Origin of the sequence: Methanoculleus nereidis, from assembly GCF_032944295.1 — an archaeon.
GTDB classification, from domain to species: Archaea; Halobacteriota; Methanomicrobia; order Methanomicrobiales; family Methanoculleaceae; genus Methanoculleus; species Methanoculleus nereidis.
The window spans coordinates 14,190-40,534 of sequence record NZ_JABFFQ010000014.1 but is presented as its reverse complement, the minus strand read 5'-3'; the positions used below and the strand labels follow the sequence as shown (position 1 = coordinate 40,534).

Below are 26,345 nucleotides of genomic sequence, written 5' to 3'. Positions count from 1 at the left end.
GGAATACTCCCCCCTCCCCGTCAGCCCCTCCCCCAATGGCGATACTCCCACGGTCCACTGTACCGGGCTTTGTGCTCGCATCTGCTGTTTCCGTGGTCATTCATCACACATCCAGCTGTTTTCCCAGCAAATGCGACCCATTGCCTTCTCGGATCAAGAAATATGCCTAAAGTGGGATCTAAAAAGAAGATAGCTGATAAAGCGAGAGGAACCCCCCTCACTTCACCGACTCTTTCATCTTATCGACGACGTCCTGAAAGAAGCCCTTGCCCTTCTTCGCGGAGGGCTTGTGCCCCCCGATCTCGAGCAGGCGCAGATAGAGTTCGCGCTCCTCGTCCGTCAGGCGCTCGGGCACGACGATATGCACCCGCACCAGCATATCGCCGGGCTTCGTCTGCCACCGCACGCCCTCGCCCCGTATCTTCAGCCCGGTGTTGTGCTGCACGCCGGCCGGGATATCCAGGACGACCGTGCGCCCGTCGATCGTCTGCACCTCAACCTCGGAGCCCAGCACCGCCTGGGCTGGGGAGATATCGACGGTCGTCTCCAGGTCGTCGCCCCGCCGGGTGAACGTCCTGTGCGGCGCGACGCTGATCTCGATATAGAGGTCCCCGCTCGGCGCACCGTAATCCCCGGCGTCGCCGTAGCCCTCCATCCGGAGGCGCATGCCCGTATCCACGCCCGGCGGAACCCGGACCTTCACGGTCTGCCGGGCACGCCGGTGCCCTGTTCCGCCGCAGGCCTTGCACCGGGTCTCGGGGACCTTCCCCCGCCCGCCGCAGGTGGTGCAGGTGCTCATCCGGACGAAGTTCCCGAAGATGGACTGGCTCATCTGCCGCATCTGGCCGCTGCCGCCGCAGGTCGGGCAGGTGGTGGTCTTCTTCGTCTCGCTCCCCGATCCGTCGCACTCGGGACAGGGCTCGACGTGGTCGACGCCGACCTCCTTCTCGGTCCCGAACGCCGCCTCCTCGAGCGTGATGCGCATCTTCATCAGGAGGTCGGCGCCGGGACGGGGGCCGGCCCGCTGCCTGCCCCCACCGCCGAAGAAGGTCTCGAAGATATCCCCGAATCCCGAGAAGTCGGCGTTGAACCCGCCGGAGTAGCCTCCGCCGCCGGCGTACGAGCCACGGGACGCGCTGCTGTAGGCTTCGTGCCCCATGTTGTCGTACTGGGCGCGCTTCTGGGCATCGGAGAGGACGCTGTAGGCCTCGTTGATCTTCTTGAACCGCTCCTCGGCCCCCGGTTCTTTGCAGACGTCGGGGTGGTATTTTCGGGCCAGGTTCCGGTAGGCTTTCTTGATCTCCTTATCTTCGGCGCTTCGTGGAACACCGAGGATATCATAGTAGCTGTCCGGACCCATTTACCTCACTCTTTGACTTCGTAATCGGCATCGACGACAGTATCATCCTTCTTTGCGGCACCCTCCGCCTGCTGCTGCTGGGCGGCGGCCGCTTGAGCCTGCTGGTACATCTTTGTCGTGACTGCATATACCGCTTCGGTCAGGGCATCCATCTTCTGCTTGATGGCATCGAGGTCGTCGCCCTCGAGCGCCTTCTTGAGGTCGGCGATCGCGCTCTCGATCTTCTCCTTATCTGCGGCCTCGATCGATTCTCCTGCGTCCTTCATCGCCCGCTCGGCGGTGAAGATCGCGGTGTCGGCGGTGTTGCGCAGATCGATCTCCTCGCGCTTCTTCTGGTCATCCGCCTCGAACTTCTTTGCGTCGTCCATCATCCGCTGGATCTCGGCTTCCGATGGCCGGGAGTCCTGCGGCTTGATGGTGATCGACTGCTCGTTCCCGGTGCCGAGGTCCTTGGCCGAGACGTGGACGATACCGTTTGCATCGATATCGAAGGTGACCTCGATCTGCGGGATGCCCCGGGGCGCGGGCGGGATGCCGGTGAGCTGGAACCGGCCCAGCGTGAAGTTGTCCTTCGCGAGTGCCCGCTCGCCCTGCATCACGTGGATCTCGACCGAGGTCTGGCCGTCGGCGGCGGTCGAGAAGATCTGGCTCTTCCGTGTCGGGATGGTAGTGTTGCGCTCGATGAGCTTCGTCGCGATGCCGCCGAGCGTCTCGATGCCGAGCGAGAGCGGGGTCACGTCGAGGAGCAGGACGTCTTTCGTCTCGCCCGTCAGCACGCCGGCCTGGATGGCGGCGCCGAGGGCGACGCACTCGTCGGGGTTGATGCCTTTGTCGGGCTCCTTCTTGAGGACCTTCTTCACGGTCTCCTGCACGAGCGGCACCCGGGTCGACCCGCCGACGAGGAGGACGTGGTCGATGCCGTCAGGGCCCAGTTTGGCGTCGGCGAGCGCCTGCTTCACCGGCCCGAGGGTCGAGTCCACGAGGTCGGCGATGAGCTGCTCGAACTTCGCCCGGGTCAGATCGATGTCCAGGAACTTGGGCCCGCTCTCCGTCGTGGTGATGTAGGGGAGGTTGATGTTGGTCTTCTGGACGGTGGAGAGTTCGATCTTCGCGTTCTCGGCCGCGTCGCGCAGCCGCTGCATGGCGACCGGGTCGTTTTTGAGGTCGACGCCCTCCTTCTTCCGGAACTCCTCGGCCAGGTAGTCGACGACCAGTTTGTCGAAGTCGTCGCCGCCGAGGCGGTTGTTGCCTGCGGTCGATTTGACTTCGAAGACGCCGTCGCCGAGCTGGAGGATGGAGACATCGAACGTGCCGCCACCGAGGTCGTAGACGAGCACCGTGGACTCGCCTTCCTTATCGATACCGTAGGCGAGGGCGCTCGCGGTCGGCTCGTTGATGATCCGGAGCACCTCGAGGCCGGCGATGGTCCCTGCGTCTTTCGTCGCCTGCCGTTGAGCGTCGTTGAAGTAGGCGGGCACCGTGATGACGGCTTTCGCGATCTTCTCGCCCAGGTACTCTTCCGCGTCCAGTTTCATCTTCTGGAGGATCATCGCGGAGATCTCCTGCGGTGTGTAGGTCTTGTCCCCGATGGTGATCTTCTCGCTTGTGCCCATCCTGCGCTTGATTGACTGGACGGTGCGGTTCGGGTTGGTGATCGCCTGCCTTTTCGCGACGGTGCCGACCAGCCGCTCATCCTCTTTGGTGAACGCTACGACAGACGGGGTGGTCCTGCCGCCCTCGGCGTTGGCGATGACCGTCGCCCGCCCGCCTTCCATGATTGCCATGCACGAGTTGGTTGTTCCAAGATCGATACCCAGAACTTTTTCCGAAACCATTGTGTTATTCCTCCAATCCTCTAGATACTACAACTTTTGCGCATCTGATGACCTTATCCTGCATACAGTATCCGCGAACGACCTCGTCGATCACAGTCCCCTCCTCCGCATCCGAAGGCACGTAGGCTATCGCCTCGTGCCGTTCCGGGTTGAACGGAAGGTTCCGGCATTCGATGGGCCCGATGCCATGCCGTTCGAGGATGGTCATGAAGAGTTTTTTGATCTGCTCCATCCCTTCCGTGAGGGCTGCACCGTCGGCTTTCTCTGCCCGCTCGAAGTTATCGATGACCTCAAGCAACTCCACCGCGAAATTTTCGATGGCGAACGTCGTACGGGCGTCGAGTTCCCGGTCCATTCGCTTCCGGTAGTTGTCGAAATCCGCCGCAAGGCGCAGATAACGGCTGTTAAGGTCGTCATATGCATTCTGCAGCTCTTCAAGCGCCGGAGATGCTGCATCCGCCTCGTTTGCGAGATTCTGTTGCTTCTCGTTTGGTTCGGATGTATCCTCCTTCATACGCCTAACCTGCTTCAAAACGATATAGAATGTAGTTGTTCGATTATTTATTGTAATGTGGTTCTATATAATATTAACTCAAACTGCAGGCATCCGTCTTCTCTAACTGCCCGGATTTCCGATTGGACACCCTTTAGCCTGTATCCTCCCGCCGGCATGTGGATTCAGGGGAGAAGAACCGCCTTCCTCTCCGGCCCTGCCGGTATTCCCCATAACACGGGTCCGGTTTCCTGACCGGGGGAAATACGGCCGGTTTTGCGGGCAGCGCCAGATATATCTCTCTATCATGCTCACGTGTAACCATGAAATGGGCACTGCTGTCTGTCTGGGACAAGGCAGGCATCGTCGATCTTGCAAAGGTGCTTATCGAGCACGATTACCGACTCCTGAGTTCCGGCGGCACCGGGGCCGCGCTCGCAGCGGCCGGGGTCCCGTTCACCGATGTCTCCACCTACACGGGCTCGCCCGAGATGATGCACGGGCGGGTCAAGACCCTCCACCCGAAGATCCACGGGGGGATCCTCGGCCGCCGCGGCATCGACGATGCCGTGATGCAGGAGCACGGTATCGAGCCGATCGACCTCGTGGTGGTGAACCTCTACCCCTTCGAGGCGATGAAGGCTGCGGGGCTGACGCTGGAGGAGATCATTGAATACATCGATATCGGCGGCCCGGCGATGGTGCGGGCGGCGGCGAAGAACCATAAGTACGTCGCGGTCGTGGTGGACCCCGGCGACTACGGGGCGGTGGCGGATGCCGTCCGGCGGGGCGGCTTTACGGCAGAAGAGCGCCTGAACCTCGCCGCAAAGGCGTTCGCCCGGACGGCTGCCTACGACGGCGCGATCACGAACTACCTCACCGGCATCGACCGGCCGTTCCCCGACGTCCTCACCCTCCAGTTCGGGAACGGAAGGACGCTCCGCTACGGCGAGAACCCCCATCAGGCGGCCGCGGTCTACGGCGATACCGGCATAGCGGGAGAAGAGCCGCTCCAGGGCAAGGCGATGTCCTACAACAACTACCTCGACGTCCACGCGGCGGTCGGCCTGCTCCGGGAGTTCGACGGCTGCGCCGTGGTCATCGTCAAGCACAACAACCCCTGCGGCGTGGCGACGGGGGAGAAGCCCCTCGAGACCTACATCGCTGCCCGGGATGTCGACCCGGTCTCGGCCTACGGGTCGATCGTCGCGGTGAACCGCGAGGTGGGGGCGGACGTCGCCCGCGAACTCACCGGGACGTTCGTAGAGGTGGTGGTCGCCCCGTCCTACACGCCGGAGGCGCTCGAGATCATGAAGGCGAAGGAGAACATGCGGGTGCTCCGGCTGCCCGAGCCGGTGGTGCAGGACGAGGTCCGGAGCATCGACGGCGGGGTCCTGGTCCAGAGGACGGAGCCGTTCCGCGAGGACTGGCGGGTCGTGACCGAGCGGGAGCCCGACGCCCACGAGATGCGGGCGATGGAGCTTGCCTGGAAGGTCTGCCGGCACACGAAGAGCAACGCCATCATCTTCGCCGACGAGAACGCTGTCATCGGGATCGGCGCCGGGCAGATGAACCGGGTCGAGTCCGCGGAGATCGCGGTCAAGAAGTCCCGCAAATCCCTCGCCGGGTCGGCAGTCGCCTCGGACGCCTTCCTCCCGTTCCCCGACACGATGGAGGTCGCGGCGGCGGCGGGCGCAACGGCGCTCGTCCAGCCGGGCGGCTCCATCCGCGATGCGGAGGTCATCGAGGCGGCAAACCGGCTCAACATCGCGATGGTCTTCACCGGGGTTCGGCACTTCCGGCACTGAAGGGCCGGCCGGAGATCTCTTTTTTCGGCTTTGTTGAACCCCCACCTGTTTGTTCCAGATGGCCGCACTCCGGGGTACGGCTTTCCACCGGCTTCGCACCTTCGGTGCTCTAGCTCAGGTTCTCCGAACCATCGCTTATCGCCATGACTGCCCCCGCCCCCGGGGCGGGGAACGACTGCTGGAACAGCAGGAGTTTGAGCACCGCAGGTGCGAATGAGGAGCGCGAAGCGCGGGCGGGGTGGGGCCTGAGCTATGCGATTCTTCGCGCGAGACAGGGGAGGGGGAGACCCCCTCCCCGTCAAGCCCCACCCCCCATGGCGATAGCCACCACGGTCCACGGCATGCGGAGATGCCCGAGAAAAAAGTCGTCACGGGGACAAGCCGGGTCCGGCACCAGCCTTATCTGGATAGGGAGGAAGACCAGAATAGGATTTCAACAGAGCCTTTTTTTCGTAAGACCACATTCCAGCCGGGTAAGCCATGAAGATCGAATTCGTTCGGGACGACAGGAGACGGTTCCTTGACCTGCTGCTGATCGGGGATGAGCAGGAATCCATGATCGAGACCTACCTCTATCGCGGGGATCTCTTTGCCCTCTACGACGGCGATCTTAAGAGTGTCTGCGTGGTGACCTGCGAAGGCGACGGCGTTTATGAACTGAAGAACATCGCCACGTATGAAGAGTTCCGGGGACAGGGCTACGGCAAGCGGCTTATCGAATGCATCCTCGAGCACTACACGGGCAGGTGCCGCGTCATGCTCGTCGGCACGGGCGACTGCCCCCGTATCCTCCGGTTCTACGAGCGGTGCGGGTTTACCGTCTCCCACCGCGTCGAAAACTTCTTTATCGATCATTACGACCACCCGGTCTTCGACTGCGGCGAACAACTCGTCGATATGGTGTATCTGCAACAGGAACTCTGACGGTTCCGGGGCCGGGGGGCCCGCGATGCCGCGAGCCGGTACAGGGACAGGGTGACCCAACATATATACACTCCACCGTCTCTCCACGGCCGAAGGTGGTGTGATATGGACTACGGCAGTCTCATCTCAAGGTCGCTTGGTTATACAAAGGACGTCCTCCTGGGCGAATGGTGGCGGTGGATTCTCCTGGTACTCCTCTCGCTCGTCCAGACGTTCACGCTCTTTTTAGTCCCGTTCTACAATGGCTATATCGTCCGGGTGCTCGCCGGCAGGACGCCGGCTCCTGAGGTCGACGACTGGAGCAGGCTCTTTATCGACGGGTGGAAGTTAAACATCATCAACCTGATCTACCTTATCCCGGTCATCGTGGTCCTGGCCGTCTTCGGGGGGATTGCCGCCATCTCCGCCATAGCGGCGAAGGGGCTCGACAACCCCGATGTCTGGGCGTCAGCCGTCGCGGCCGCCGTCACCGGGATCGTGATCGCGGCCGTCATCTGGGTCATCATATCGTTCATCGCCATGTTTGCGGTCGTGCGGTTCGCTCATACGGGAAGTTTCTTCCAGGCGTTCAGCTTCGGGGCGATCGCAAGACACATAGGACGGATCGGGTGGGGGGCCTGGATCGTCGCGGTCATCGTCCTCGTCCTCATCGGCCTCGTCTATGCGGTCGTGACCGGGCTCATCACCTCGATACCCATCCTCGGCTGGATCATCAACCTCTTCATCGGGGTGGCGTTCGGCATCTTCCACGCCCGTTATCTCGCGGCAGCCTACGAGACCGCCCCGGCGCCGGGGTGAAGGGCTCCTATCCCACACCCCTATCACCGTCGTGCCGTGCCCCGGGAGTTATAACGGAAATCGTTGCGCGATATTTCAAAAGCCAGCGGTCGTTATATGATAGACCAATTTCGAGGAAAATACCCCTAACCAGATTGGATCTAACGCTTCCAGGATAACCGCTCAATGAGAACAAATGTTAAATGGCAATGTTTAAGATACGATTTGTCAAAATACCCGATTATGTCCAATGGCGAAACGGATACATATGGCTATAAGGGCTGGTTAATATCGGACAGTTTCTTAAAACGTGCATTCGCGGTATTTGGCTACAATCTCGTCGCAGGTTTGATAATCTGGCTAGGCTTACTCATCATTTTCATGCTATTCGCAATGGTAGCTGCATTTGTATTTGGGATGGCTTCTGTGTACTAGTGGACTATTTCATCTAGAATTTCACACAACGTCGCCTCACCCGAAGCTGCGAAGACGATCGATTGCTACCCCCAATCTTTCGCGTCCATCGCGAGTCACACCTCCGGTGCTTGAGCTCCCGCCCCTTGACCTGTCGCAATTCGCACCTTTGGTGCTCACGCTCGCTACACTCGCACTTCGCGTGAGATGGCGATTCACCCTGCACAGAGCAGGACCCTTCGTCCCCCTGCCCGCCCGTATCACCGCCGCTATGCTACTCCGGATCCCGGGAGATGCTCTCGACCCCGGCTGGCCCGTTTCTGCGGATATGATTGTTTTTTTTCTGTAAAGGGGGGTTGCGGACAGAGGAATCTTAGCAATGCTTTTATATCATATTGCCTTAAGGTAAACCGTGGGTGATATACCTATGGATTACGGAAACATGCTGGGCGATTCGTTCAGCTATGCAAAAGACGCTGTCTGGGGCAAGTGGGTTCAGTGGATCCTGCTCGCCATCAGCACGATCATATTCCCGCTCATCATGGGGTACATGGTCCGCATTTACAGCGGTGTAAAGCCGGCTCCCGAGCCCGGGAACTGGGTAGGAATGTTCATCGACGGCCTGAAGCTTCTTATCATCGGCTTTATCTATTCCATCCCGCTCTTCGTAATCATGGTTCTCTTCCTTATACCGGCGGGCATGCTGGGCAACGGGGACCCCGTGGCTGCCCTCGGGGCGATCGGGATCGGTCTCCTGGTCATGATCATTGTCGGGATTGTTATCACGCTGATCTCGGCAATCGGTATGATCCGGTTTGCACAAAAGGACAGCATCGGCCAGGCATTTGCCTTCAGCGCCATCCTCGAGCACATCGGAAAGATTGGCTGGGGAAGTTACATTATTGCCATCATCGTCCTGTGGATTGCCGGGATTGTCTTTGGCTTCGTTGTCGGGCTGCTGGTCGTGATCCCGGTTCTCGGCGGGCTGATATCGCTCTTCCTGTACCCCGTCTGGATAATCTTTGCAGCTCGGTACGTGACGCTGATCTACGAGAGCGCTCCGGCACCGGCTTAAAACCCCTCACTTTTTGCAACCGGCATTACCTTCAAAGGGATCTTTAGATACATCGTGCAGGTCTCGCCGCGCTCCGGATCTTCCCCGATCAGTTATCACGGCGATCTACCGATGTATGCTGTTCATATCGATTAATTTCAAGATAAATTTGACGAGGTTCAGCTAATTACATCAATATGTTTATATCTGGTTTACTCACATCTACTCGTAGGTGATATACCTATGGACTACGGTAACCTTGTTTCCAGGTCATTTGAGTATACCAAGGATGCCCTGGTAGGAAAGTGGATGCAGTGGATCATCCTGGCCGTCCTGTCTCTCGTGCAGGGGCTCACGCTCTCGCTGATCCCGCTCTTAAGCGGCTATTCCGTGAGGGTGCTCTCCGGCAAGGAGCCGGCCCCCGAAGTCGACGACTGGGTCGGGCTCTTTGTCGACGGATGGAAGTTGAACATCATCTCGCTGGTCTACATGCTCCCGGCAATCATCGTATTCCTGCTCTTCGGCGGGCTTGGGGCAATCGGTATTATTGCGAGCGAAGCAGCCGGCGGCGACCCGGCGGCTCTGGGCGCTGCAGTGCTGAGTATCATCGGAGGCTTCCTGCTTGCAGGGGTCATCGCGATCATCCTCTCATTCATCGCCCTGTTCGCCATACTGCGCTTCGCCCACACGGGCAGCATGGGCCAGGCATTCGCCTTCAGCGCGATCCTCGAGCACATCGGCAAACTCGGGTGGGGAACCTGGATCATCGCGGTCATCGTCCTCATCGTCGTCGCGTTCGTCTACGGCTTCGTGGTCGGTATCATCAACATGATCCCGTTCCTGGGCTTTATCATCACCCTCTTCCTCAGCGCTGGGTTCGCCGTCTTCTACGGCCGCTACCTTGCCCTGGTGTACGAGGAAGCACCTGCTCCTGTGTAATATCAGAGAATTTCCTATTTTTCTCAGCGTCCTGACATTGCCGCAGTACTTCCCACAACCGACCCGTGCGCTCATTCCTGCATGGTGCCGGACGGAGCGCCGGGCTGCCGTCAACTTCTGGATCAGGGCCTTTTCCCTGTGAACAAAGCAGCGCGTTTATCTCCATGAACATAAGATTCTTACCGAACAATGCGGTGATACTCATGGACTTAATGCGATTACTCGGCGACTCCTTTGAATATGCAAAGGACGCCATCTGGGGCAGGTGGGTCCGCTGGCTTCTCCTGCTCATCAGCACAATCATATTCCCGCTTATCTACGGCTACACGGTGCGGGTCATGAGCGGCGCAAAGCCCGCTCCTGAGCTCGAAGACTGGATCGGGCTCTTTATCGACGGTATCAAACTGATCGTCATCACGATCATCTACTCGATCCCGCTCATGATCCTCACGCTCCTGCCCGTTGCGATGTACTTCATCCCGGTCTCATCGACGGTAACCCCGGCGGGATCAGGCCCCGAATCGCTTCTGAGCCCGGAACTGGCCGCCTTTGCAGCCCTTGCGATCTTCGTCATCTTCATCGTCGCCGCCATCATCATCGGGATCCTCTCGACGTTTGCGATGGTCCGGTTCGCCCGGACGGGGAGAATGGGCGAGGCCTTCAGGATCCGCACCCTTCTCACTCATATTGGCAGGATCGGATGGCTGAACGTCTTCATCGCCCTCCTCGTCATGGGCATCGTGATAACGATCGCACAGTTCGTCCTTGCCCTGATCCCGCTCGCCGGGCCGATCCTCCTCTTCCTCCTCATGCCGGCGTTCATCATCTTCTCCGCCCGCTACGTCGCCCTCCTCTACGAGAGTGCCCCGGCGCCGGCCTAAAACCCCCTTATTTTTTGCCCTGCACCAGATTCCCCGAATGCCCAACGTTTAAGTATCCCCGCCGCCAATTCTCTGACGGTGAATTGCACTATGTGTGATTGTTTTATTTGGTGAATCGATCCGCTTTTTTGACACTACCTTACGGGACGGGGAACAGACACCGGGTGTCTCTCTCACGCCGGCCGGGAAACTTGAGATTGCAACGCACCTTGCCGACGTCGGCGTCCACGTAATTGAAGCCGGCTCAGCAGCCGCATCCGTCGGAGAGCGGGAGTCGATCCGCTCAATCGCCGACGCAGGGCTTGCCGCCGAGTGCTGCACCTACGTCCGGGCGCTTCCCGGGGATATCGACCTCGCCGCCGACGCAGGCGCCGACTCCGTCCACCTCGTCGTCCCGGTGAGCGATCTCCACATCGCAAAGAAACTCCGCAAAACCCGCGAGCAGGTCTCTCAAATGGCCTGGAGCGCCGTCGAGTACGCGAAGGAGCGTGGCCTCATCGTCGAATTCTCGGGAGAAGACGCGTCCCGGGCCGACCAGGATTTCCTCGCGGAGGTCTTCCGCGAAGGGGTCGAGCGGGGAGCCGACCGGCTCTGCTTCTGCGACACCGTGGGGCTCCTCACGCCCGAACGGGCGGCCGCGATCGTACCGCCGCTCCTGTTCGCCCCGCTCTCCATCCACTGCCACGACGACCTCGGGTTCGGGCTCGCAACCACCGTTGCCGCCCTCCGTGCGGGGGCAACCTGTGCCCATGTCACCGTCAACGGCCTCGGGGAGCGGGCGGGAAACACGTCCCTCGAAGAACTGGTGATGGCGCTCGAGGTGCTCTACGGGGTCGATACCGGGATCAAGACCGAAGAACTCTACCCGCTCTCGACCCACGTCGCCCGGCTGACCGGGGTTCCGCTCGCGACCAACAAGCCCATCGTCGGCGAGATGGCCTTCACCCACGAGAGCGGGATCCACGCCCACGGGGTGATGCGGGACGCGAGCACCTACGAACCCCTCCGGCCGGAGCGGGTGGGGAGGAGGCGCCGCATCGTCCTCGGGAAACATTCCGGGTCGGCGGCGGTCGAGGCCGCGCTCAACGATATGGGGTATGCCCCGGACGGGACACAACTCAAGGAGATCGTCGCCCGGATCAAACGCCTCGGGGATGCCGGGATGCGGATAACCGACGCTGATATCATGGCGATCGCCGACACCGTCATGGAGATCGAGTTTACGCCCTGCATCGAACTTCGCCAGTTCACCATCGTCTCCGGGAGCAACGCGATGCCGACCGCCTCGGTGACGATGCTCGTCCGCGGCGATGAGATCACCGGTGCCGCAGTCGGGACCGGGCCGGTGGACGCGGCGATCCGCGCGCTCCAGCGATCGGTGGCGGACGTCGGCAGCGTAAGGCTCGACGAATACAGCGTGGATGCCATAACGGGGGGCACAGATGCCCTCGTCGACGTATCGGTGAAGCTCAGCCGGAACGGGAAGACCGTGACCTCACGGGGTGCCCGGACCGACATCATCATGGCAAGCGTCGAAGCAGTTATCGCAGGGATGAACAGATTACTCAGGGAAGAGCATGAAGACCGGAGCCAGGACTCTGATAGAAGCGCTGCAGCGTGAAGGGGTGGACACCATATTCGGCTACCCCGGCGGCGTGGTGTTGCCGATCTACGATGAACTCTACGACTCGTCGATCCGGCACATACTGGTAAGGCATGAGCAGGCAGCGGCGCACGCGGCCGACGGATACGCGCGTGCAAGCGGCCGCGTAGGCGTATGCCTTGCCACCTCCGGCCCCGGCGCGTGCAACCTGGTTACGGGGATCGCGACGGCGTATATGGATTCCATCCCGATCGTGGCGCTCACCGGCCAGGTCCCGACTGCGCTGCTCGGGAACGACGCGTTCCAGGAGTCGGACATCACCGGGATCACGATGCCGGTCACCAAGCACAACTACCTGGTCAAAGACGCCGCCGACCTCGACCGCGTGGTCCAGGAGGCGTTCTATGTCGCCCGGACCGGCCGGCCTGGCCCGGTGCTGATTGATCTCCCCAAAGACGTCAGCACGAGCCAGGTGGTGGAGGGAACGCCTGTTCCCGGGACGGTCTCCCTCCGGGGCTACCAGCCTACCTACGAAGGGCACGTCCGCCAGATCGATAAGGCGCTCGACCTGATCGCAGGGGCACAGCGGCCGCTCATCTACGCCGGCGGCGGAGTGGTCCTCTCGGGGGCATCCGCCGAACTCCTGGAGTTTGCAGAGACCGCCGCGATCCCGGTGACGACGACCCTGATGGGGCTCGGCGCCGTCCCCGGCGACCATCCGCTCTGCCTCGGGATGCTCGGGATGCACGGCACCCAGTCGGCGAACTACGCGGTCACGGAGTGCGACCTTCTGCTTGCCGTCGGTGTCCGGTTCGATGACCGGGTCACCGGCAAGATCGAGACCTTCGCGCCGAACGCCACGGTCGTCCACATCGATATCGACCCGGCGGAGATCGGGAAGAATAAGAAAGTCGACGTCCCGATCGTGGGCGACGTGAGAGCGGTGCTCCAGGCGCTTCTGCGAAGGATGCAGAAGCGTGGCGATACGGCGAACTGGGTCGCCCGGATCAACGCCTGGAAGGCGCAGTACCCGCTTGGTTACTGCGAAGACGACCATCTCCGCCCGCAGTACGTTGTGGAGCAGCTCTCTGATCTCCTGAAGGGAGAGGGGATCGTCGTGAGTGAGGTCGGTCAGAACCAGATGTGGACCGCGCTCTACTACTGCTTCAAGAAACCCCGGACCTGGATCACCTCCGGCGGTCTCGGGACGATGGGCTACGGGTTCCCGGCAGCCATCGGCGCACATTACGCCCGGCCGGATATGCCGGTCGTCGACATCGCCGGCGACGGGAGTTTCCAGATGAACATCCAGGAACTCGGGACAGTGGCGCAGTACAAGATCCCCGTCAAGGTCGTGATCTTGAACAACATGTATCTCGGCATGGTGCGGCAGTGGCAGGAACTCTTCTACGACCGCCGCTACTCCTACACCGAACTCCCGCCGGTGGATTTCGTGAAGATCGCGAACGCCTACGGTGTCGAGGGCATTACGGTCACGGGGAAGGACGGTGTCCGGGAGGCGCTCGAGACCGCTCTCGCCACCGAGGGGCCGTTCGTCCTGGACTTCCGGGTCGAGCGGGAGGAGAACGTCTTCCCGATGGTCCCTGCCGGTGCCGCCATCAACGAGATGATCGGGGTGCGGCAGCCATGAAACCGCATACCCTGAGCGTTCTCGTCGAGAACCGGGCCGGCGTCCTGAGCCGGGTTGCCGGGATGTTCTCGCGGCGGGGGTTCAACATCGAGAGCCTCGCCGTCGGGACCTGCGAGGAGCCGGAGATGAGCCGGATCACCATCGTGGTGAACGGCGACGACGGGGTCATCGAGCAGGTGATGAAGCAGACCAACAAGCTCATCGACGTCATCAAGGTCTCGGACCTGACGAAGCGGGAGAGTGTGGAGCGGGAACTCGCCCTCATCAAGGTGGCGGCCGAGAACGGACCGGCCCGTGCCGAAATCCTCCAGATCGCCGATATCTTCCGCGCCCAGGTCGTTGACGTCGGGTCAAAGACGCTGGTCCTCCAGGTAACCGGGGATACATCAAAGATCGACGCGCTGGAGAAACTCCTGCGCCAGTACGGCATCAAGGAATTCGTCCGCACGGGGAAGATCGCGCTCCTCCGGGGCGCAAAGACCGTGAAGAGTTCCAAATAATTTTTTCCGGCAAAAGACGCCGGTTGCGCCATCGGGACGATATCTCTGCCTCGTTAGCGATCGCGTTATCACATACTACATCACACATTACCACAGCATGTTCTTCGGATTACCGTTCCATACAGGACTCATCGTGGGCGGGGCAGTCGCCCTGGTCGTCGTCCTGCTCGCCCTCTGGGGGCTCCGGTTTAAGGAGGCCCCATAATGGCAGATATACTGACGCTTGCTCTGATCGGGCTCTACTTTGTCTTTCTCATCGGCATCGGGAGTTGGGCCTCAAAGAAGATCCACAACACTGAAGACTATATGCTCGCCGGAAGATCGCTTGGGTTCTGGGTCTTCACCATCCTGATCGTCTGCTCCATCTGCAGCGGGATGACCCTGCTCGGCGTCAGCGGCTTTGGGTACACGTCGGGCTGGCCGGGCATCTGGGAGCAGATCTTCGTTCCGCTCGCGGCCGCGTTTTGCATCATCTTTTTTGGGGTGAAGCTCAACGCCATCGGGAAGGAACGGGGTTACCTGACCGTCCAGGACTACCTCGCCGAACGGTTCGAGAGCCCGCGGGCACTCCGGGGTCTCTCAGCCATCTCCGGGATCGTCGTCTCGCTGGTCTACCTGGTCGGGCAATATGCCGCGATCAGCATCGTGCTCGTCTGGCTCTTCGGTATTCCCCACTGGCAGGCGCTCCTCATCGCCGGGGTCATCATCACGGCCTATACGGTCATCGGCGGTCTTTACGCTGTCTCCTGGACGACCCTCTTTCACGGCGGGATCCTGATCATCGGCGTGCTCCTGATGGCCCCGGCCGTCGTCATGAGCGCCGGCGGGCTTGAGCATATCAATACGGTCCTTGCCGGGGTCGACCCGAACTTCGTCGAACCCTGGTTCCCGAGCCCGGCCTACGCATCATACGCCTACGCGACGCCGGAGTTCCTGGTCTCGTTTGGGATCCTCCTGATGGTCGGCCTCGCCTGCGCACCGCACGTCGTCAACAACGTCCTCGCCGCAAAAGAGGCCCGTTTCTTCAAGTGGGCGCCGCTCGTTGCGTTCGCCATCTATGCAGTCATAATGTTCCTGGTGAAGTTCACGGGATTTGCCGTCCGCTCACTCGTCGAGGAAGGTAAACTGGTGCTCCCGGACGCCGTAAACGCGCAGGACTACTCCTTCATCGTCGGGGTCGAGCATGCAATGCCGAGCGTGGCGTTCTGGGCATTCTTCGCGGTCATCGTCCTCGCGGCGGTGATGTCCACGACCGACCGGCTCATGCTCACCATCGGCACCTCGTTTGCGTGGGACGTCTACAAAAACATCCTCCGGCCTTCGGCATCAGACAGGGAGGTGCTCCTCGTCTCGAAAGTCGCTATCGTCCTCGGGGCCGGCGGGACGCTCCTGCTCGCCATCAACCCGCCGGAGATGCTTGCGTGGCTGATCTGGATGGGTATCGGGGTGATGCTCGCGACGTTCGCGGTCCCGCTGCTTGCCGGGCTCTACTGGCGCGGCGCCACGGCAGAGGGGGCGATCGCGAGCATGGCAGTCGGGCTCGTCGCGGCCGTAGGCTTCGGCTACTGGCACCAGTTCGTAGGAGCGCTCCCTGTGCACTTCAGTTTCTTTGCGCTTGCGCTCTCGCTCGCCGCCATGGTCGTCGTCAGCCTTTTCTCCACCCGGAATTCCACGGAGATACTCGACAGCACCCGGACCGGCTGGTTCATCCAGCCGCCCGGCCAGCCTTCGCGGGCCGGGAGCCCGGGAGAGACCTGGCTCGTTGATCAGGACTCATCCCGCCAACAGTGATGGTGGGGCACTCCCGCCCTCCCCGGGCGTCAGGTGTTAATCTTCACGGCCAGTATCAGGGAACCTGTCTACGCAGGTAAGATTGCGCTCCTCCGGGGTGCAAAGCCTGTGAAGAGTTCCAAACAGCATTCTTTTAGGTGTGATACCTTCATCATCCCGGCGGAGTAAACTCCCTGCCCCGCTGGCGATTGTGTTATATGTTAGCACGTCACACACTAGCACAGCATGTTCTTCGGATTACCTCTTCTCACGGGAATCGTTGTGGGCGGCGCTGTCGCCCTGGTCGTCGTCCTGCTCGCCCTCTGGGGGCTCATGTTCCGGGAGGCCGTTTGAATGGCGGACGCACTGACGCTTGCTCTGATCGTGCTCTACTTTGTCATTCTCGTCGGCATCGGGAGCTGGGCATCGAAGAAGATTCATAACACCGAGGACTACATCCTTGCGGGCAGATCGCTCGGGTTCTGGGTCTTTACGATCCTGATCGTCTGCTCGATCTGCAGCGGGATGACCCTGCTCGGCGTCAGCGGATTCGGGTATGCCTCAGGCTGGCCGGGCATCTGGGAGCAGATTTTCGTCCCGCTCGCGGCCGCGTTCTGTATCATCTTTTTCGGGGTGAAGCTCAACGCCATCGGGAAGGAGCGGGGCTACCTGACCGTCCAGGACTACCTCGCCGACCGGTTCGAGAGCCCGCGAGCGCTCCGGGGCCTCTCGGCCGTTGCGGGCATCATTGTTTCGCTGATCTATCTCGTCGGGCAGTACGCTGCGATCAGCATCGTGCTCGTCTGGCTCTTTGCTATCCCGCACTGGCAGGCGCTCCTCATTGCCGGAGTCATCATCACCGCCTACACGGTCGTCGGAGGACTCTACGCCGTCTCCTGGACGACCCTCTTCCAGGGTGGCATCCTGATCTTCGGCGTGCTCCTGATGGCGCCGTTCGTCATCGCGAGCGCCGGCGGGCTTGAGCATATCAATACCGTCATCGCCGGAGTCGACCCGAACTTCGTCGAACCCTGGTTCCCGAGCCCGGCCTACGCATCATACGCCTACGCGACGCCGGAGTTCCTGGTCTCGTTCGGGATCCTCCTGATGGTCGGGCTTGCCTGTGCGCCGCACGTCATCAACAACGTCCTCGCCGCAAAAGAGGCCCGTTTCTTCAAGTGGGCGCCGCTCGTCGCGTTCTCGATCTATGCGGTCGTGATGTTCCTGGTGAAGTTCACGGGATTTGCCGTCCGCTCGCTTGTTGAGGAGGGGACGCTCGTCCTCCCGAACGCCGTGAACGCGCAGGACTACTCCTTCATCGTCGGGGTCGAATACGCAATGCCGAACGTGGCGTTCTGGGCGTTCTTTGCGGTGATCGTCCTTGCGGCGGTGATGTCCACGACCGACCGGCTCATGCTCACCGTCGGCACCTCGTTCGCGTGGGACGTCTACAAGAATATCCTCCGGCCCTCGGCGACAGATAACGAGGTGCTCCTGGTCTCGAAGGTCGCGGTCGTCCTCGGGGCCGGCGGGACGCTTCTCCTTGCCATCAACCCGCCGGAGATGCTCGCCTGGCTGATCTGGATGGGTATCGGGGTGATGCTTGCGACGTTCGCGGTCCCGCTGCTTGCCGGGCTCTACTGGCGCGGCGCCACCGGGGAGGGAGCGATCGCGAGCATGGCAACCGGCCTCGCCGCGGCCGGGATCTTTGGATACTACTCAAAGTTCGTAGGATCGCTTCCCGTGCACTTCAGCCTCTATGCGCTCATACTCTCGGCGCTCGCCATGGTCGTCGTCAGCCTCGTGACGGCCCGGAGCGCCTCCACCACGCTCGACGGCACCCGGACCGGCTGGTTCATCCAGTCGCCCCGTAGCGCCCCGGGGGCGGGTACCCCGGGAGAGACCTGGCTCGTCGATCACGACTCGCCCCGCCAGCAGTGATGGCGGAGCGCTCCCGGCATTTTTTTCACGCCTCTGCATGAGACCGCGTCGCTGTGATGGCGCGCCGCGCCAATAGCCCCGGTTCGCCCGCCCGCTCGTCTTCGCAAAGTCCATATCTATATGAGCGAACACTAAGACTGCTGACACAACCGGTGGACAGCGGGATCGGTCCGGGGACGGCCGGCATGCCGGCTGGATCAAACCGGATCGTTTGAGGTTGCCATGAAGACGATCATCTACTATTTTACCGGCACCGGCAACTCCCTTGCCGGTGCAAAGAAGGTCGCCGAAACCCTCGGGGATACCGAGCTCGTCCCGATAGCGGCGTTCCGGAACACCGCGGGTGCAATCACCCCCGACGCCGAACGGATCGGGATCGTCTGCCCGGTCTACTTCTCCGGGCTCCCGGCGATGGTGGCGGCGTTTGCGGAGCGGCTCGATCCTGCCCCGGCAGGCTACGTCTTCTCGATCGTCACGCACGGGGGAGGCGGAGGCTCCGCGGCTCTCCGGCAGCTCGACGGAATCCTCGGGAAGCGGGCCGGAAGGGGGCTCGATGCAGGGTTCGCGGTCAGCATGCCGGGCAACTACATCTTGATGTACGGGTCGCCGGCAGGGGAGAAGCGGGACCGGCTGCTTGCCGCGGCGGACGCGGACCTTGAGAGGATCGCAGGGCGAATCCAGCAGGGGGAGAGGCTGAAACTCCCGTACGCGCCTCTGACACGCCTCATCAAGGCCGTCATGTACCCCCGGTTCCGCTCCCGGGTCCACGGGGACGACCGCAGGTTCACGGTGACGGAAAAATGTACATCGTGCGGCATCTGCGCAGCTGTCTGCCCGGCGGAGAACATCGATATGGTTGATGGACGACCGGTCTGGAACCACCGGTGCGAACTCTGCTGCGGGTGCATCCACCTCTGCCCGGTCGAGGCGATTCAGGCCGGAAAGGCTACTGAAGGAAGGCAGCGCTACCGGCACCCGTCGGTCGGCATCGCCGAACTGGAGCGCCGGCCATGAAGACCACCATCTACTACTTCACCGGGACCGGCAACTCGCTTGCCGCTGCAAGGAAGATCGCCGGGGCCCTCGGGGAGACCGAACTCGTCCCGATCGCATCGCTCGCGGATACCCCGGGGATTATCTCCCCGGCCGCCGACCGGGTCGGGATCGTCTGCCCGGTCTACGACTGCGGGGTGCCGGTCATGGTCGCCAACTTCGCGGAGAGGCTCGACCTCTCGAAGGCGAGGTACGCCTTCGCGGTCGTTACGATGGGCGGGATGGGGGTTTCGGCACTCCACCAGCTGAACGGGATATTCATCAAACAGCAGAACCGAAAACTCGACGCCGCGTTTGCTGTCAGCATGCCCGGCAACTTCCCGCCGCTCATGCGGTCGGTGCCGGCAGAGAGGTGCGGTAAGACCCTCAGCAAGGCGGACAAACGGCTCGGCGATATCGCGGAGGCGATCGGGAGCGGCCGGCTGGTCTCCCCGGGGTTCGCACCCCTCTCCGGGCTCGTGAAAGCCCTGAGCTACGGATCGCTCGCAAAGAGCGCTCACGATGCAGGCGAACTCTTCTCCGTATCGGACGCCTGCACCGGCTGCGGCACCTGCGCGGCCATCTGCCCGGCGGGCAACCTCACCCTCGTCGACGGCCGCCCGGCGTGGGGCCGGAAGTGCGAGATCTGCTGCGCCTGCCTCCACTTCTGCCCGACCGAGGCGATCCAGCTCAACGTGATGCTCGGGACGGAGGGCCGGGGACGCTACCGGCACCCGGATCTCACGGTTGCGGATATGGTGAGCCAGCGGGGGGAGTGAGCCCGCACGGGCGAGGTTTGAGCCATGACATACGAACCGAAGATCCAATCGGCACTGCGCCAGAAAATACGGATAGCCCTCCTCATCTTCTCGTTCGTGCTGATGCCGGTGACCTTCGCCTACATCTCCTGCCCGCTCATCACCGAAGGTGCGTCGCAGGGGATCGCTACCGGCGGCCTCTTCGTCTTCGCGCTGCTCTTCGTCGGTTCGCTCTTCTTCGGGAGGCTCTGGTGCGGCTACCTCTGCCCCGCGGGCGGCCTGCAGGAGATCTACGCCCGGGTGAACGGAAGACCGGTGAAGGCCGGGTGGCTGAACCTTCTCAAATACCCTATCTTCCTCGGGATCTTCGGCTCCCTCGCCCTCGCCGTCTACTCCGCCGGGGGCCTCTGGGTCTTCGACCCGTTCTACCAGACCGGCAACGGGATCTCGGTCGACCGGTCGGGCGCATACACCCTTCTCTATGCCCAGATTGCGTTTATCACCGTCTTCGCCCTCCTCGCCGGAAGGCGGGGGTTCTGCCACACCTTCTGCCCGATTGCGGTCATGCTGATCCTCGGCCGGAAGATCAGGAACGCCGTCGGGTGGCCGGCGCTCCACCTCGCGGCCGCTCCGGAGCGCTGTGTGGACTGCGGGAGATGCTCGGAGACCTGCCCGATGAGCCTTGACGTTCGCGGCATGGTCCGGGAGGGGCGGATGGAGCAGACGGAGTGCATCCTCTGCGGCGAGTGCGTGGACGCCTGCCCGGAGGGTGTCGTTGGGTACGCGTGGAGGGGAAAGTGAGCGTAACCCCTCCATTTCCCGGTTGCCCAAACCTCCGGCACGCAGGTAAGGATAGGCCGCCGGAGATCGCTCCGCTCGTTCGCAAGGTATATCTATCCGCCTGGTTCAGATCCGTATGTACAGGACGGGACCATGCAGATCTGTGTCATTTCCGGGAGCCCCAAGGGCGAGAAGAGCGTCACCCTGCAGTACGTCCGGTTCCTCGAGGAGGCATTTTTGGAGCACACCTTCTCCGTGGTGCATGCAGGGCGGGATATCAGGACGCTTGAGCGGCAGGAAGAGGTGTGGAGCGGGGTGCTCGCCGCGGTGAAGGAGTCCGACGGCGTGCTCTGGGCAACCCCGGTCTACGTCATGCTGGTCCCGGCGCAGCTCAAGCGGTTCATCGAACTGGTCGGCGAACGGAACGCGGGGGAGACGTTTTTTGGGAAGCACGCCGCCTGCCTCACCACCTCCATCCACTACTTCGACCACACCGCCCACGCCTACCTGCACGGGGTCTGCGACGACCTCGGCATGCGGTACACCGGTTCTTGCTCGGCCCACATGCAGGATCTCGAGAAGGAGGCGTTCCAGGAGCAGCTTGTCCTCTTCGTCTCCGATTTCCTGGAAGCGATTGCAGAAGAACGACCGATTCTCCGGGAGTTTTCCCCACTACCTGCAATCTCTCCTCACTACACCCCGACGATCCCGCCGGCCGCGGTGGACACCCGCGGTAAACGGGTGGTCATCCTGCACGACGCGGAATCCGGCTCCGACCTTGAGGCGATGGTCCGGCACCTCGCAGCGTGCTACGCAGGTTCCGTCCAGGTTGCCCACATCCGGGACGCCATGATGAACGGTGGCTGCCTGGGATGCTGCCGGTGCGCCTTCGAGAACGCCTGCGTCTATGACGACGGGTTCCGGGCGTTCTGGGAGGAGTATGTCGTCCCGGCGGATATCCTGGTCATGGCCGGGACCGTCCGGGATCGCTTTCTTTCGGCTGCCTGGAAACAGTTCTTCGACCGGAGTTTCTTCAGCGGCCATGTGCCGGCGTTTAAGGGAAAACAGGTTGCATACCTGGTGGAAGGCCCGCTCGGCCATCTCGCAACCCTCCGGGAGGTTCTCACGAGCCTGGTGATGACGGAAAAAGCCAACCTTGTGGGGATTGTGACCAACGAGCCGGACCCGGGCGAGATCGATGCCGCCCTGCACACTCTCGCCGAACGTTCCGTGAGGCTCGCGGACCGGGGGTATATCGCACCGGCCACCTTCCCGGCCGTCGCCGGCCATAAGATCTTCCGGGACGAGATCTGGGGAGGGATGCGGGCGACCTTCAAGGCGGACGACCGGTATTACCGGCAGCACGGGCTCTACGACTTCCCCACCCGGAACTACCTGCAGAGGATCGGCACCCGGGCGACCTCTCTCATGATGTGCATCCCCTCCGTCAGGCGGGAGGTGGTGAAGAATATGCCCACCTATATGATCCAGCCCCTGCAGAAGGCGATAGAAACGAGCAGGGTTCTCGCAGAGAGGAGGAAAAGACGATAGAATCCTCTCTTGAAGTAGCCTCCCGCGCGAAACGTATAACCGGATGGCGGCCATCCACCCCGGGCATGCAACCCTTCACCATCGCCGTTCCGGAGACAACCCTCGACGACCTGCGCCTACGCCTCGCCCGCACTCGCTGGCCCGATGACGGCGCCGGCTGGGAGTACGGCACGAACCTCGCGTACATGAAAGACCTTGTCGACTACTGGGAGCACTCCTACGACTGGCGGGCCCGCGAAGCGGAATTGAACCGGTTTGCCCACTTCAGGACTGAGATCAACGGGACGGGAATTCACTTCGTCCACGAGCGCGGGAAGGGACCGGACCCGGTGCCGCTCCTCCTCCTCCACGGCTGGCCCGACTCGTTTTACCGGTATCACCGCGTCATCCCGCTCCTGACCAGCTCCTTCGACGTGGTCGTCCCGTCCATCCCCGGACAGGGGTTCTCCGACCGGAAGGCCATGACCACCGACGATACCGCCGATCTCTTCGCCGGACTGGTGACGGAAGAACTGGGCTATGAGAGATTCGTCGCGGCCGGCGGCGATGCCGGGACACTGATCGCTCAATCACTCGCGGAACGGCATACAGAGGTGCTAATCGGGATCCACCTGACCGACGTCGGCTACCCGGACCCTACGACGGATTTTTCGACCCTTACAGAGCCCGAGATCGAATTCGCGAACTACATTCAACAGTGGTGGATGAGCGAAGGCGCCTTCAACATCATCCAGTCGACCAAACCCCAGAGCCTCGCCTACGGGCTGGCCGACTCGCCCGCGGGCCTCGCCGCCTGGATCATGAGTTTCATGGCCTCGGGCACGACCGGCGAGGAGGTCGAGAAGCGTCTGTCCCGGGACGACCTGCTCACGAACATCATGATCTACTGGGTTACGCAGACGATCGGCTCGTCCGTCCGCCGGTACTACCTCGACGCCCACGCACCCTCTGGTCCCTGGCGGCGCACCCCGGTCCCGGCGGCCGTCGCCCGCCCTCCCCGCGACGCCCCGCTGCCGCGTGAGTGGGCGGAGCGGAGAGTGCACCTGAAGCACTTCACCGAACTCCCCCACGGCGGGCATTTCGCGGCCTGGGAAGAGCCCGAACTCTACGCGAAGGACGTTTGGGAGTTCGTCGGGGCACTCGCGAGTTCGTAGGCCTCCCGGACAGCATGGGAGAACCCTGCACCCCGCGCTCTCCAGGCTTGATTTCTCCTGATTTCCTCACCGATATGCGGCAACCGCGGGAAACGGATGGTCAACCATATATGGTTTCGGCATAAACAGTACGAACGTGAAATCGGCGGTACTGGGTGGCGGCCTTACCGGGATAACGCTGGCCCGCCTGCTCCACGAACAGGGCGACGACGTAACCGTTCTTGAACGGAACGAGAAGATCGGGGGGCTCTGCCGCTCGCAGACACAGAAGGATTTCACGTTCGATCTCGGGGGTTCCCACATCATCTTCTCCCGCGACGAGGAAGTCCTCTCCTTCATGCTCTCGGTTCTCGGTGAGAACGCCGACCGGCGGAAGCGGAACACGAAGATCCTCTATAAAGGCCGCTACGTCAAATACCCCTTCGAGAACGGTCTTTACCAGTTGCCCGACGAAGACCGCTTCTTCTGCATCAACGAGTTCGTCAAAAACCTCATCGCCGTCGAGAAGGGGGAGATCCCGCCGCCGGAAAACTTCGCCGGGTGGATCACCTACACCTTCGGCCGGGGCATCGCCGAATGCTACATGCTCCCCTATAACGAAAAGATCTGGAACTACCCGGCCGACCGGATGTCGCACCACTGGGTGGAGGGGCGCATCCCCCGCCCGCCGGTCGAGGATATCATCCGGTCGGCCATCGGCATCGAGACCGAGGGCTACGTCCACCAGGCTGTCTTCTCCTACCCGGTGACCGGCGGAATCGAGGCGCTGGTCAGGGCGATCGCGGAACCGGTCCTCCCCGCCGTCAGGACCGGCTTTTCCGTCGCCTCCGTCCGCGAGGATGGTGGGGGTTTTGTGGTGAGCGACGGCCGCGAGACCGTCCGCGCCGATCGGGTGATCTCGACCATTCCGCTCCAGAACCTGCTCCCCTGCCTATCGGACGTCCCGGCAGAGGTGCGGGCAGCCTGCGACGCCCTCCGCTACAACTCGCTCTGCTCGGTCTTCATCGGGCTATCCGGCGACGTTCCCGAGATCTCGTGGCTCTACGTCCCCGACGAGAAGACCGGCCTCTTCAACCGGATATCGTTCCCCTCAAACTACAGCAGCGAGGTCGCTCCCCCGGGCCACTCCTCGATTCTCGCCGAGATCACCTACAACGAGGGTGATGCGGTTTCGCGGATGACGGACGCCGAGGTGATCGAGCATACCGTCGCGTCGCTCATCGCCGCCGGGCTCATCCCCTCCCGGGAGCGGATCGTTTACACCGGCGTCGCGCGGGAGGAGTTCGCGTACGTCGTCTACGATACCGGGTACCTCCGAAACATCGCAATCGTCCGGGAGTTCTGCCGGGAGCGGGGCATCGACCTTGTCGGGCGGTTCGCAGAGTTCGAGTACCTCAATATGGATGGCTGCATCAGGAGCGCGATCGACTTCGTGAGGGGAAACGAATGAAGGTCAACATATTCGTCGAGGACTTCCGGTTCCTGCGCTACATCGGGTGCGCGACGGCGGCGAGGACGCTCTACAACCACCTCGCCCTGCTCCCCGGTATGGAGGTCGCCCGCAACCGGTATCATAACGATTTCGACCTGACCCACTACCATACCTTCGGGCCGTGGGCGATGTATCACCTGAAGTTCACCGAGGGCGCAAAAGTCCTGACCGCCCACTCGACACCCCGCCTGAACGAGGGGAACGTCGCCTTCTCAAAGAGAATAAACACGGTATACCCGAAGATCTACCGCCAGTTCGACCATATCATCACGATATCGGAACCCTGCCACCGGGAGACCAAACAGCTCGTCCCCGACATCCCGATGACCCTCATCCCGAACGGCATCGACCGTGAATACTTCAAGCGCGATGGGAAGAAGCGCAAATCATTCCGTGACGAGTACGGGATCGACCCCGGCCGGAGGGTGGTGCTCTCCGTCGGCCAGCAGACACCCCGGAAGGGCATCTACGACTTCTTCAAACTCGCGGACCAGCACCCCGATATGACCTGGATCTGGGTGGGCGGGTTCCCGTACGGGACGTTCTCGAAGGACTACGCGAAGATCCAGATGCTCAAGACCCAGTGCCACGAGAACGTCATCTTCACCGGGGTCATCGACGATATCTCCCGGGCATACAGCGGGGCGGACGTCTTCTTCATGCCTTCCCACGCCGAGACGTTCGGCCTCGTGATCGTCGAGGCGCTCTCGGCGGGCCTTCCTGTCATCGCCGGGGATATCTACGAGTTCCGGGAGATCTTCGGGGACTCGGTCCTCTTCTTCTCCGAGATCGATGAGGCGCGGGAGGTTCTGAATGACGAAGCGGCCCTGCATCGCTGCGCCTCCCGTGCCCGTGCCTCGACGGAGGAATACGACATCACGCTTATAGCAAAACGGCATCAACAACTATACCGGGAGTTGATCGAAGGATGATCTCCGTCGTCGTTCCGACCTACAACGAAGAGCAGAACATCGAGCGCTGTCTTGCGTCTCTCGCCGACCAGACGGTGCCGAGGGAGACCTACGAGATCATCGTCGTCGACGGAAACTCAAAGGATAAGACCCGGGAACTGGCCGAACCCCTTGCGGATCAGGTCTTTATCCAGACGAGCAAGCGAGTCGGCGGGGCACGAAACGACGGGGCGATGGCCGCGAAAGGCGATATCATCGCGACGACCGACGCCGACTGCATCCTCCCCCGGGACTGGGTGGAGCGGATCGGGCGGGACTTTGCAGAGCGGGATATCGTGCAGCTCTACGGCACGGTCTATCCGATCGAGGGGGGGTTCAGGAACCATCTCTCTCTTCTCGGCGCAAACACGTTCGCGCGTCTCGGCTACTACACCCGGACGATCTACTTCACGCTCGGGTGCAACACGGCGTTCGACCGGGAGGCGTTTCTCCGGGCGGGGATGTACCGCTGCATCGACGCCGGGGACGATCTCGAGATCGCGCAGCGGATGCGCAAACTCGGGAAGGTCTACCTCGATACCGGCCTGAAAGTCGGGTTCTCGATGCGGCGCTACCAGCAGTTCGGGACGCTCAAGTCGCTCTGGGAATGGTTCTACATCGTTCTTCGCGGCGGCGAGGCCGGCGGCGCCACCTACACGCAGCGGGAGTACAAGTAGT

The 26,345-nt window shown here is 62.0% G+C and carries 22 protein-coding genes; 19 read left to right on the top strand and 3 right to left on the bottom strand.

Going from position 1 to position 26,345, the window contains the following annotated elements; all coding sequences use genetic code 11:
* Positions 1 to 217 precede the first annotated feature (217 nt).
* Genes dnaJ through HL657_RS12705 form a run of 3 tightly spaced genes read right to left on the bottom strand, consistent with a single transcriptional unit; the run spans position 218 to position 3,709 of the window.
* Positions 218 to 1,360: a molecular chaperone DnaJ gene (gene dnaJ / locus HL657_RS12715; protein ID WP_317297185.1), complete on the bottom strand. Its 1,143-nt coding sequence runs from the start codon at positions 1,358 to 1,360 to the stop codon at positions 218 to 220.
* A 5-nt stretch (positions 1,361 to 1,365) separates the two neighbouring features.
* On the bottom strand, positions 1,366 to 3,195 hold the full coding sequence (dnaK, locus tag HL657_RS12710) for a molecular chaperone DnaK (RefSeq protein WP_317297184.1): 1,830 nt from the start codon (positions 3,193 to 3,195) through the stop codon (positions 1,366 to 1,368).
* Between the two features lie 4 nt (positions 3,196 to 3,199).
* Entirely contained in the window at positions 3,200 to 3,709 is a 510-nt protein-coding gene (locus tag HL657_RS12705; protein ID WP_317297183.1) for a nucleotide exchange factor GrpE, read from the bottom strand.
* A 302-nt stretch (positions 3,710 to 4,011) separates the two neighbouring features.
* Here HL657_RS12705 and purH point away from each other — a divergent pair, with 302 nt between their 5' ends.
* From purH to HL657_RS12610, 19 genes are all read left to right on the top strand, one after another.
* Positions 4,012 to 5,496: a bifunctional phosphoribosylaminoimidazolecarboxamide formyltransferase/IMP cyclohydrolase gene (purH, locus tag HL657_RS12700; protein ID WP_317297182.1), complete on the top strand. Its 1,485-nt coding sequence runs from the start codon at positions 4,012 to 4,014 to the stop codon at positions 5,494 to 5,496.
* A gap of 480 nt (positions 5,497 to 5,976) precedes the next feature.
* Positions 5,977 to 6,420, top strand: coding sequence for a GNAT family N-acetyltransferase (locus HL657_RS12695; RefSeq protein WP_317297181.1), 444 nt, complete (start codon positions 5,977 to 5,979; stop codon positions 6,418 to 6,420).
* A gap of 105 nt (positions 6,421 to 6,525) precedes the next feature.
* The gene (locus HL657_RS12690; RefSeq protein ID WP_317297180.1) at positions 6,526 to 7,218 is read left to right on the top strand and encodes a DUF4013 domain-containing protein; all 693 of its coding nucleotides are present in this window, start codon (positions 6,526 to 6,528) and stop codon (positions 7,216 to 7,218) included.
* Between the two features lie 805 nt (positions 7,219 to 8,023).
* A complete protein-coding gene (locus HL657_RS12685) occupies positions 8,024 to 8,686 on the top strand; it encodes a DUF4013 domain-containing protein (RefSeq protein ID WP_317297179.1) in 663 nt (220 codons plus the stop codon).
* 222 nt (positions 8,687 to 8,908) lie between these two features.
* The gene (locus tag HL657_RS12680; RefSeq protein ID WP_317297178.1) at positions 8,909 to 9,604 is read left to right on the top strand and encodes a DUF4013 domain-containing protein; all 696 of its coding nucleotides are present in this window, start codon (positions 8,909 to 8,911) and stop codon (positions 9,602 to 9,604) included.
* 212 nt (positions 9,605 to 9,816) lie between these two features.
* Positions 9,817 to 10,485, top strand: a complete 669-nt coding sequence (locus tag HL657_RS12675; protein ID WP_317297177.1) for a DUF4013 domain-containing protein — start codon at positions 9,817 to 9,819, stop codon at positions 10,483 to 10,485.
* Between the two features lie 94 nt (positions 10,486 to 10,579).
* Positions 10,580 to 12,106, top strand: coding sequence for a 2-isopropylmalate synthase (locus tag HL657_RS12670; protein WP_317297176.1), 1,527 nt, complete (start codon positions 10,580 to 10,582; stop codon positions 12,104 to 12,106).
* Positions 12,063 to 13,739, top strand: a complete 1,677-nt coding sequence (ilvB, locus tag HL657_RS12665) for a biosynthetic-type acetolactate synthase large subunit (RefSeq protein ID WP_317297175.1) — start codon at positions 12,063 to 12,065, stop codon at positions 13,737 to 13,739. Before HL657_RS12670 ends, ilvB begins: the two co-directional genes overlap by 44 nt.
* A complete protein-coding gene (gene ilvN / locus HL657_RS12660) occupies positions 13,736 to 14,239 on the top strand; it encodes an acetolactate synthase small subunit (protein ID WP_317297174.1) in 504 nt (167 codons plus the stop codon). The genes ilvB and ilvN overlap by 4 nt, the downstream gene beginning before the upstream one ends.
* 204 nt (positions 14,240 to 14,443) lie before the next feature.
* The gene (locus tag HL657_RS12655; RefSeq protein WP_317297173.1) at positions 14,444 to 16,030 is read left to right on the top strand and encodes a sodium:solute symporter family protein; all 1,587 of its coding nucleotides are present in this window, start codon (positions 14,444 to 14,446) and stop codon (positions 16,028 to 16,030) included.
* A 333-nt stretch (positions 16,031 to 16,363) separates the two neighbouring features.
* A complete protein-coding gene (locus HL657_RS12650) occupies positions 16,364 to 17,950 on the top strand; it encodes a sodium:solute symporter family protein (RefSeq protein ID WP_317297172.1) in 1,587 nt (528 codons plus the stop codon).
* A 222-nt stretch (positions 17,951 to 18,172) separates the two neighbouring features.
* On the top strand, positions 18,173 to 18,964 hold the full coding sequence (locus HL657_RS12645; RefSeq protein ID WP_317297171.1) for an EFR1 family ferrodoxin: 792 nt from the start codon (positions 18,173 to 18,175) through the stop codon (positions 18,962 to 18,964).
* Positions 18,961 to 19,761, top strand: coding sequence for an EFR1 family ferrodoxin (locus HL657_RS12640; RefSeq protein ID WP_317297170.1), 801 nt, complete (start codon positions 18,961 to 18,963; stop codon positions 19,759 to 19,761). The genes HL657_RS12645 and HL657_RS12640 overlap by 4 nt, the downstream gene beginning before the upstream one ends.
* Positions 19,762 to 19,785: 24 nt before the next feature.
* Positions 19,786 to 20,541: a 4Fe-4S binding protein gene (locus HL657_RS12635; RefSeq protein ID WP_317297169.1), complete on the top strand. Its 756-nt coding sequence runs from the start codon at positions 19,786 to 19,788 to the stop codon at positions 20,539 to 20,541.
* 132 nt (positions 20,542 to 20,673) lie between these two features.
* Positions 20,674 to 22,071 (top strand): NAD(P)H-dependent oxidoreductase, encoded by a 1,398-nt coding sequence (locus HL657_RS12630; protein WP_317297168.1) that lies wholly within the window; start codon positions 20,674 to 20,676, stop codon positions 22,069 to 22,071.
* A 65-nt stretch (positions 22,072 to 22,136) separates the two neighbouring features.
* Positions 22,137 to 23,225: an epoxide hydrolase family protein gene (locus tag HL657_RS12625; RefSeq protein ID WP_317297167.1), complete on the top strand. Its 1,089-nt coding sequence runs from the start codon at positions 22,137 to 22,139 to the stop codon at positions 23,223 to 23,225.
* A gap of 136 nt (positions 23,226 to 23,361) precedes the next feature.
* A complete protein-coding gene (locus tag HL657_RS12620) occupies positions 23,362 to 24,675 on the top strand; it encodes a protoporphyrinogen/coproporphyrinogen oxidase (RefSeq protein WP_317297166.1) in 1,314 nt (437 codons plus the stop codon).
* Entirely contained in the window at positions 24,672 to 25,649 is a 978-nt protein-coding gene (locus HL657_RS12615; protein WP_317297165.1) for a glycosyltransferase family 4 protein, read from the top strand. Before HL657_RS12620 ends, HL657_RS12615 begins: the two co-directional genes overlap by 4 nt.
* Positions 25,646 to 26,344 carry a glycosyltransferase gene (locus tag HL657_RS12610; protein ID WP_317297164.1) on the top strand — a complete coding sequence of 233 codons (699 nt, stop codon included), beginning with the start codon at positions 25,646 to 25,648 and terminating at the stop codon, positions 26,342 to 26,344. Before HL657_RS12615 ends, HL657_RS12610 begins: the two co-directional genes overlap by 4 nt.
* Position 26,345 lies beyond the last annotated feature (1 nt).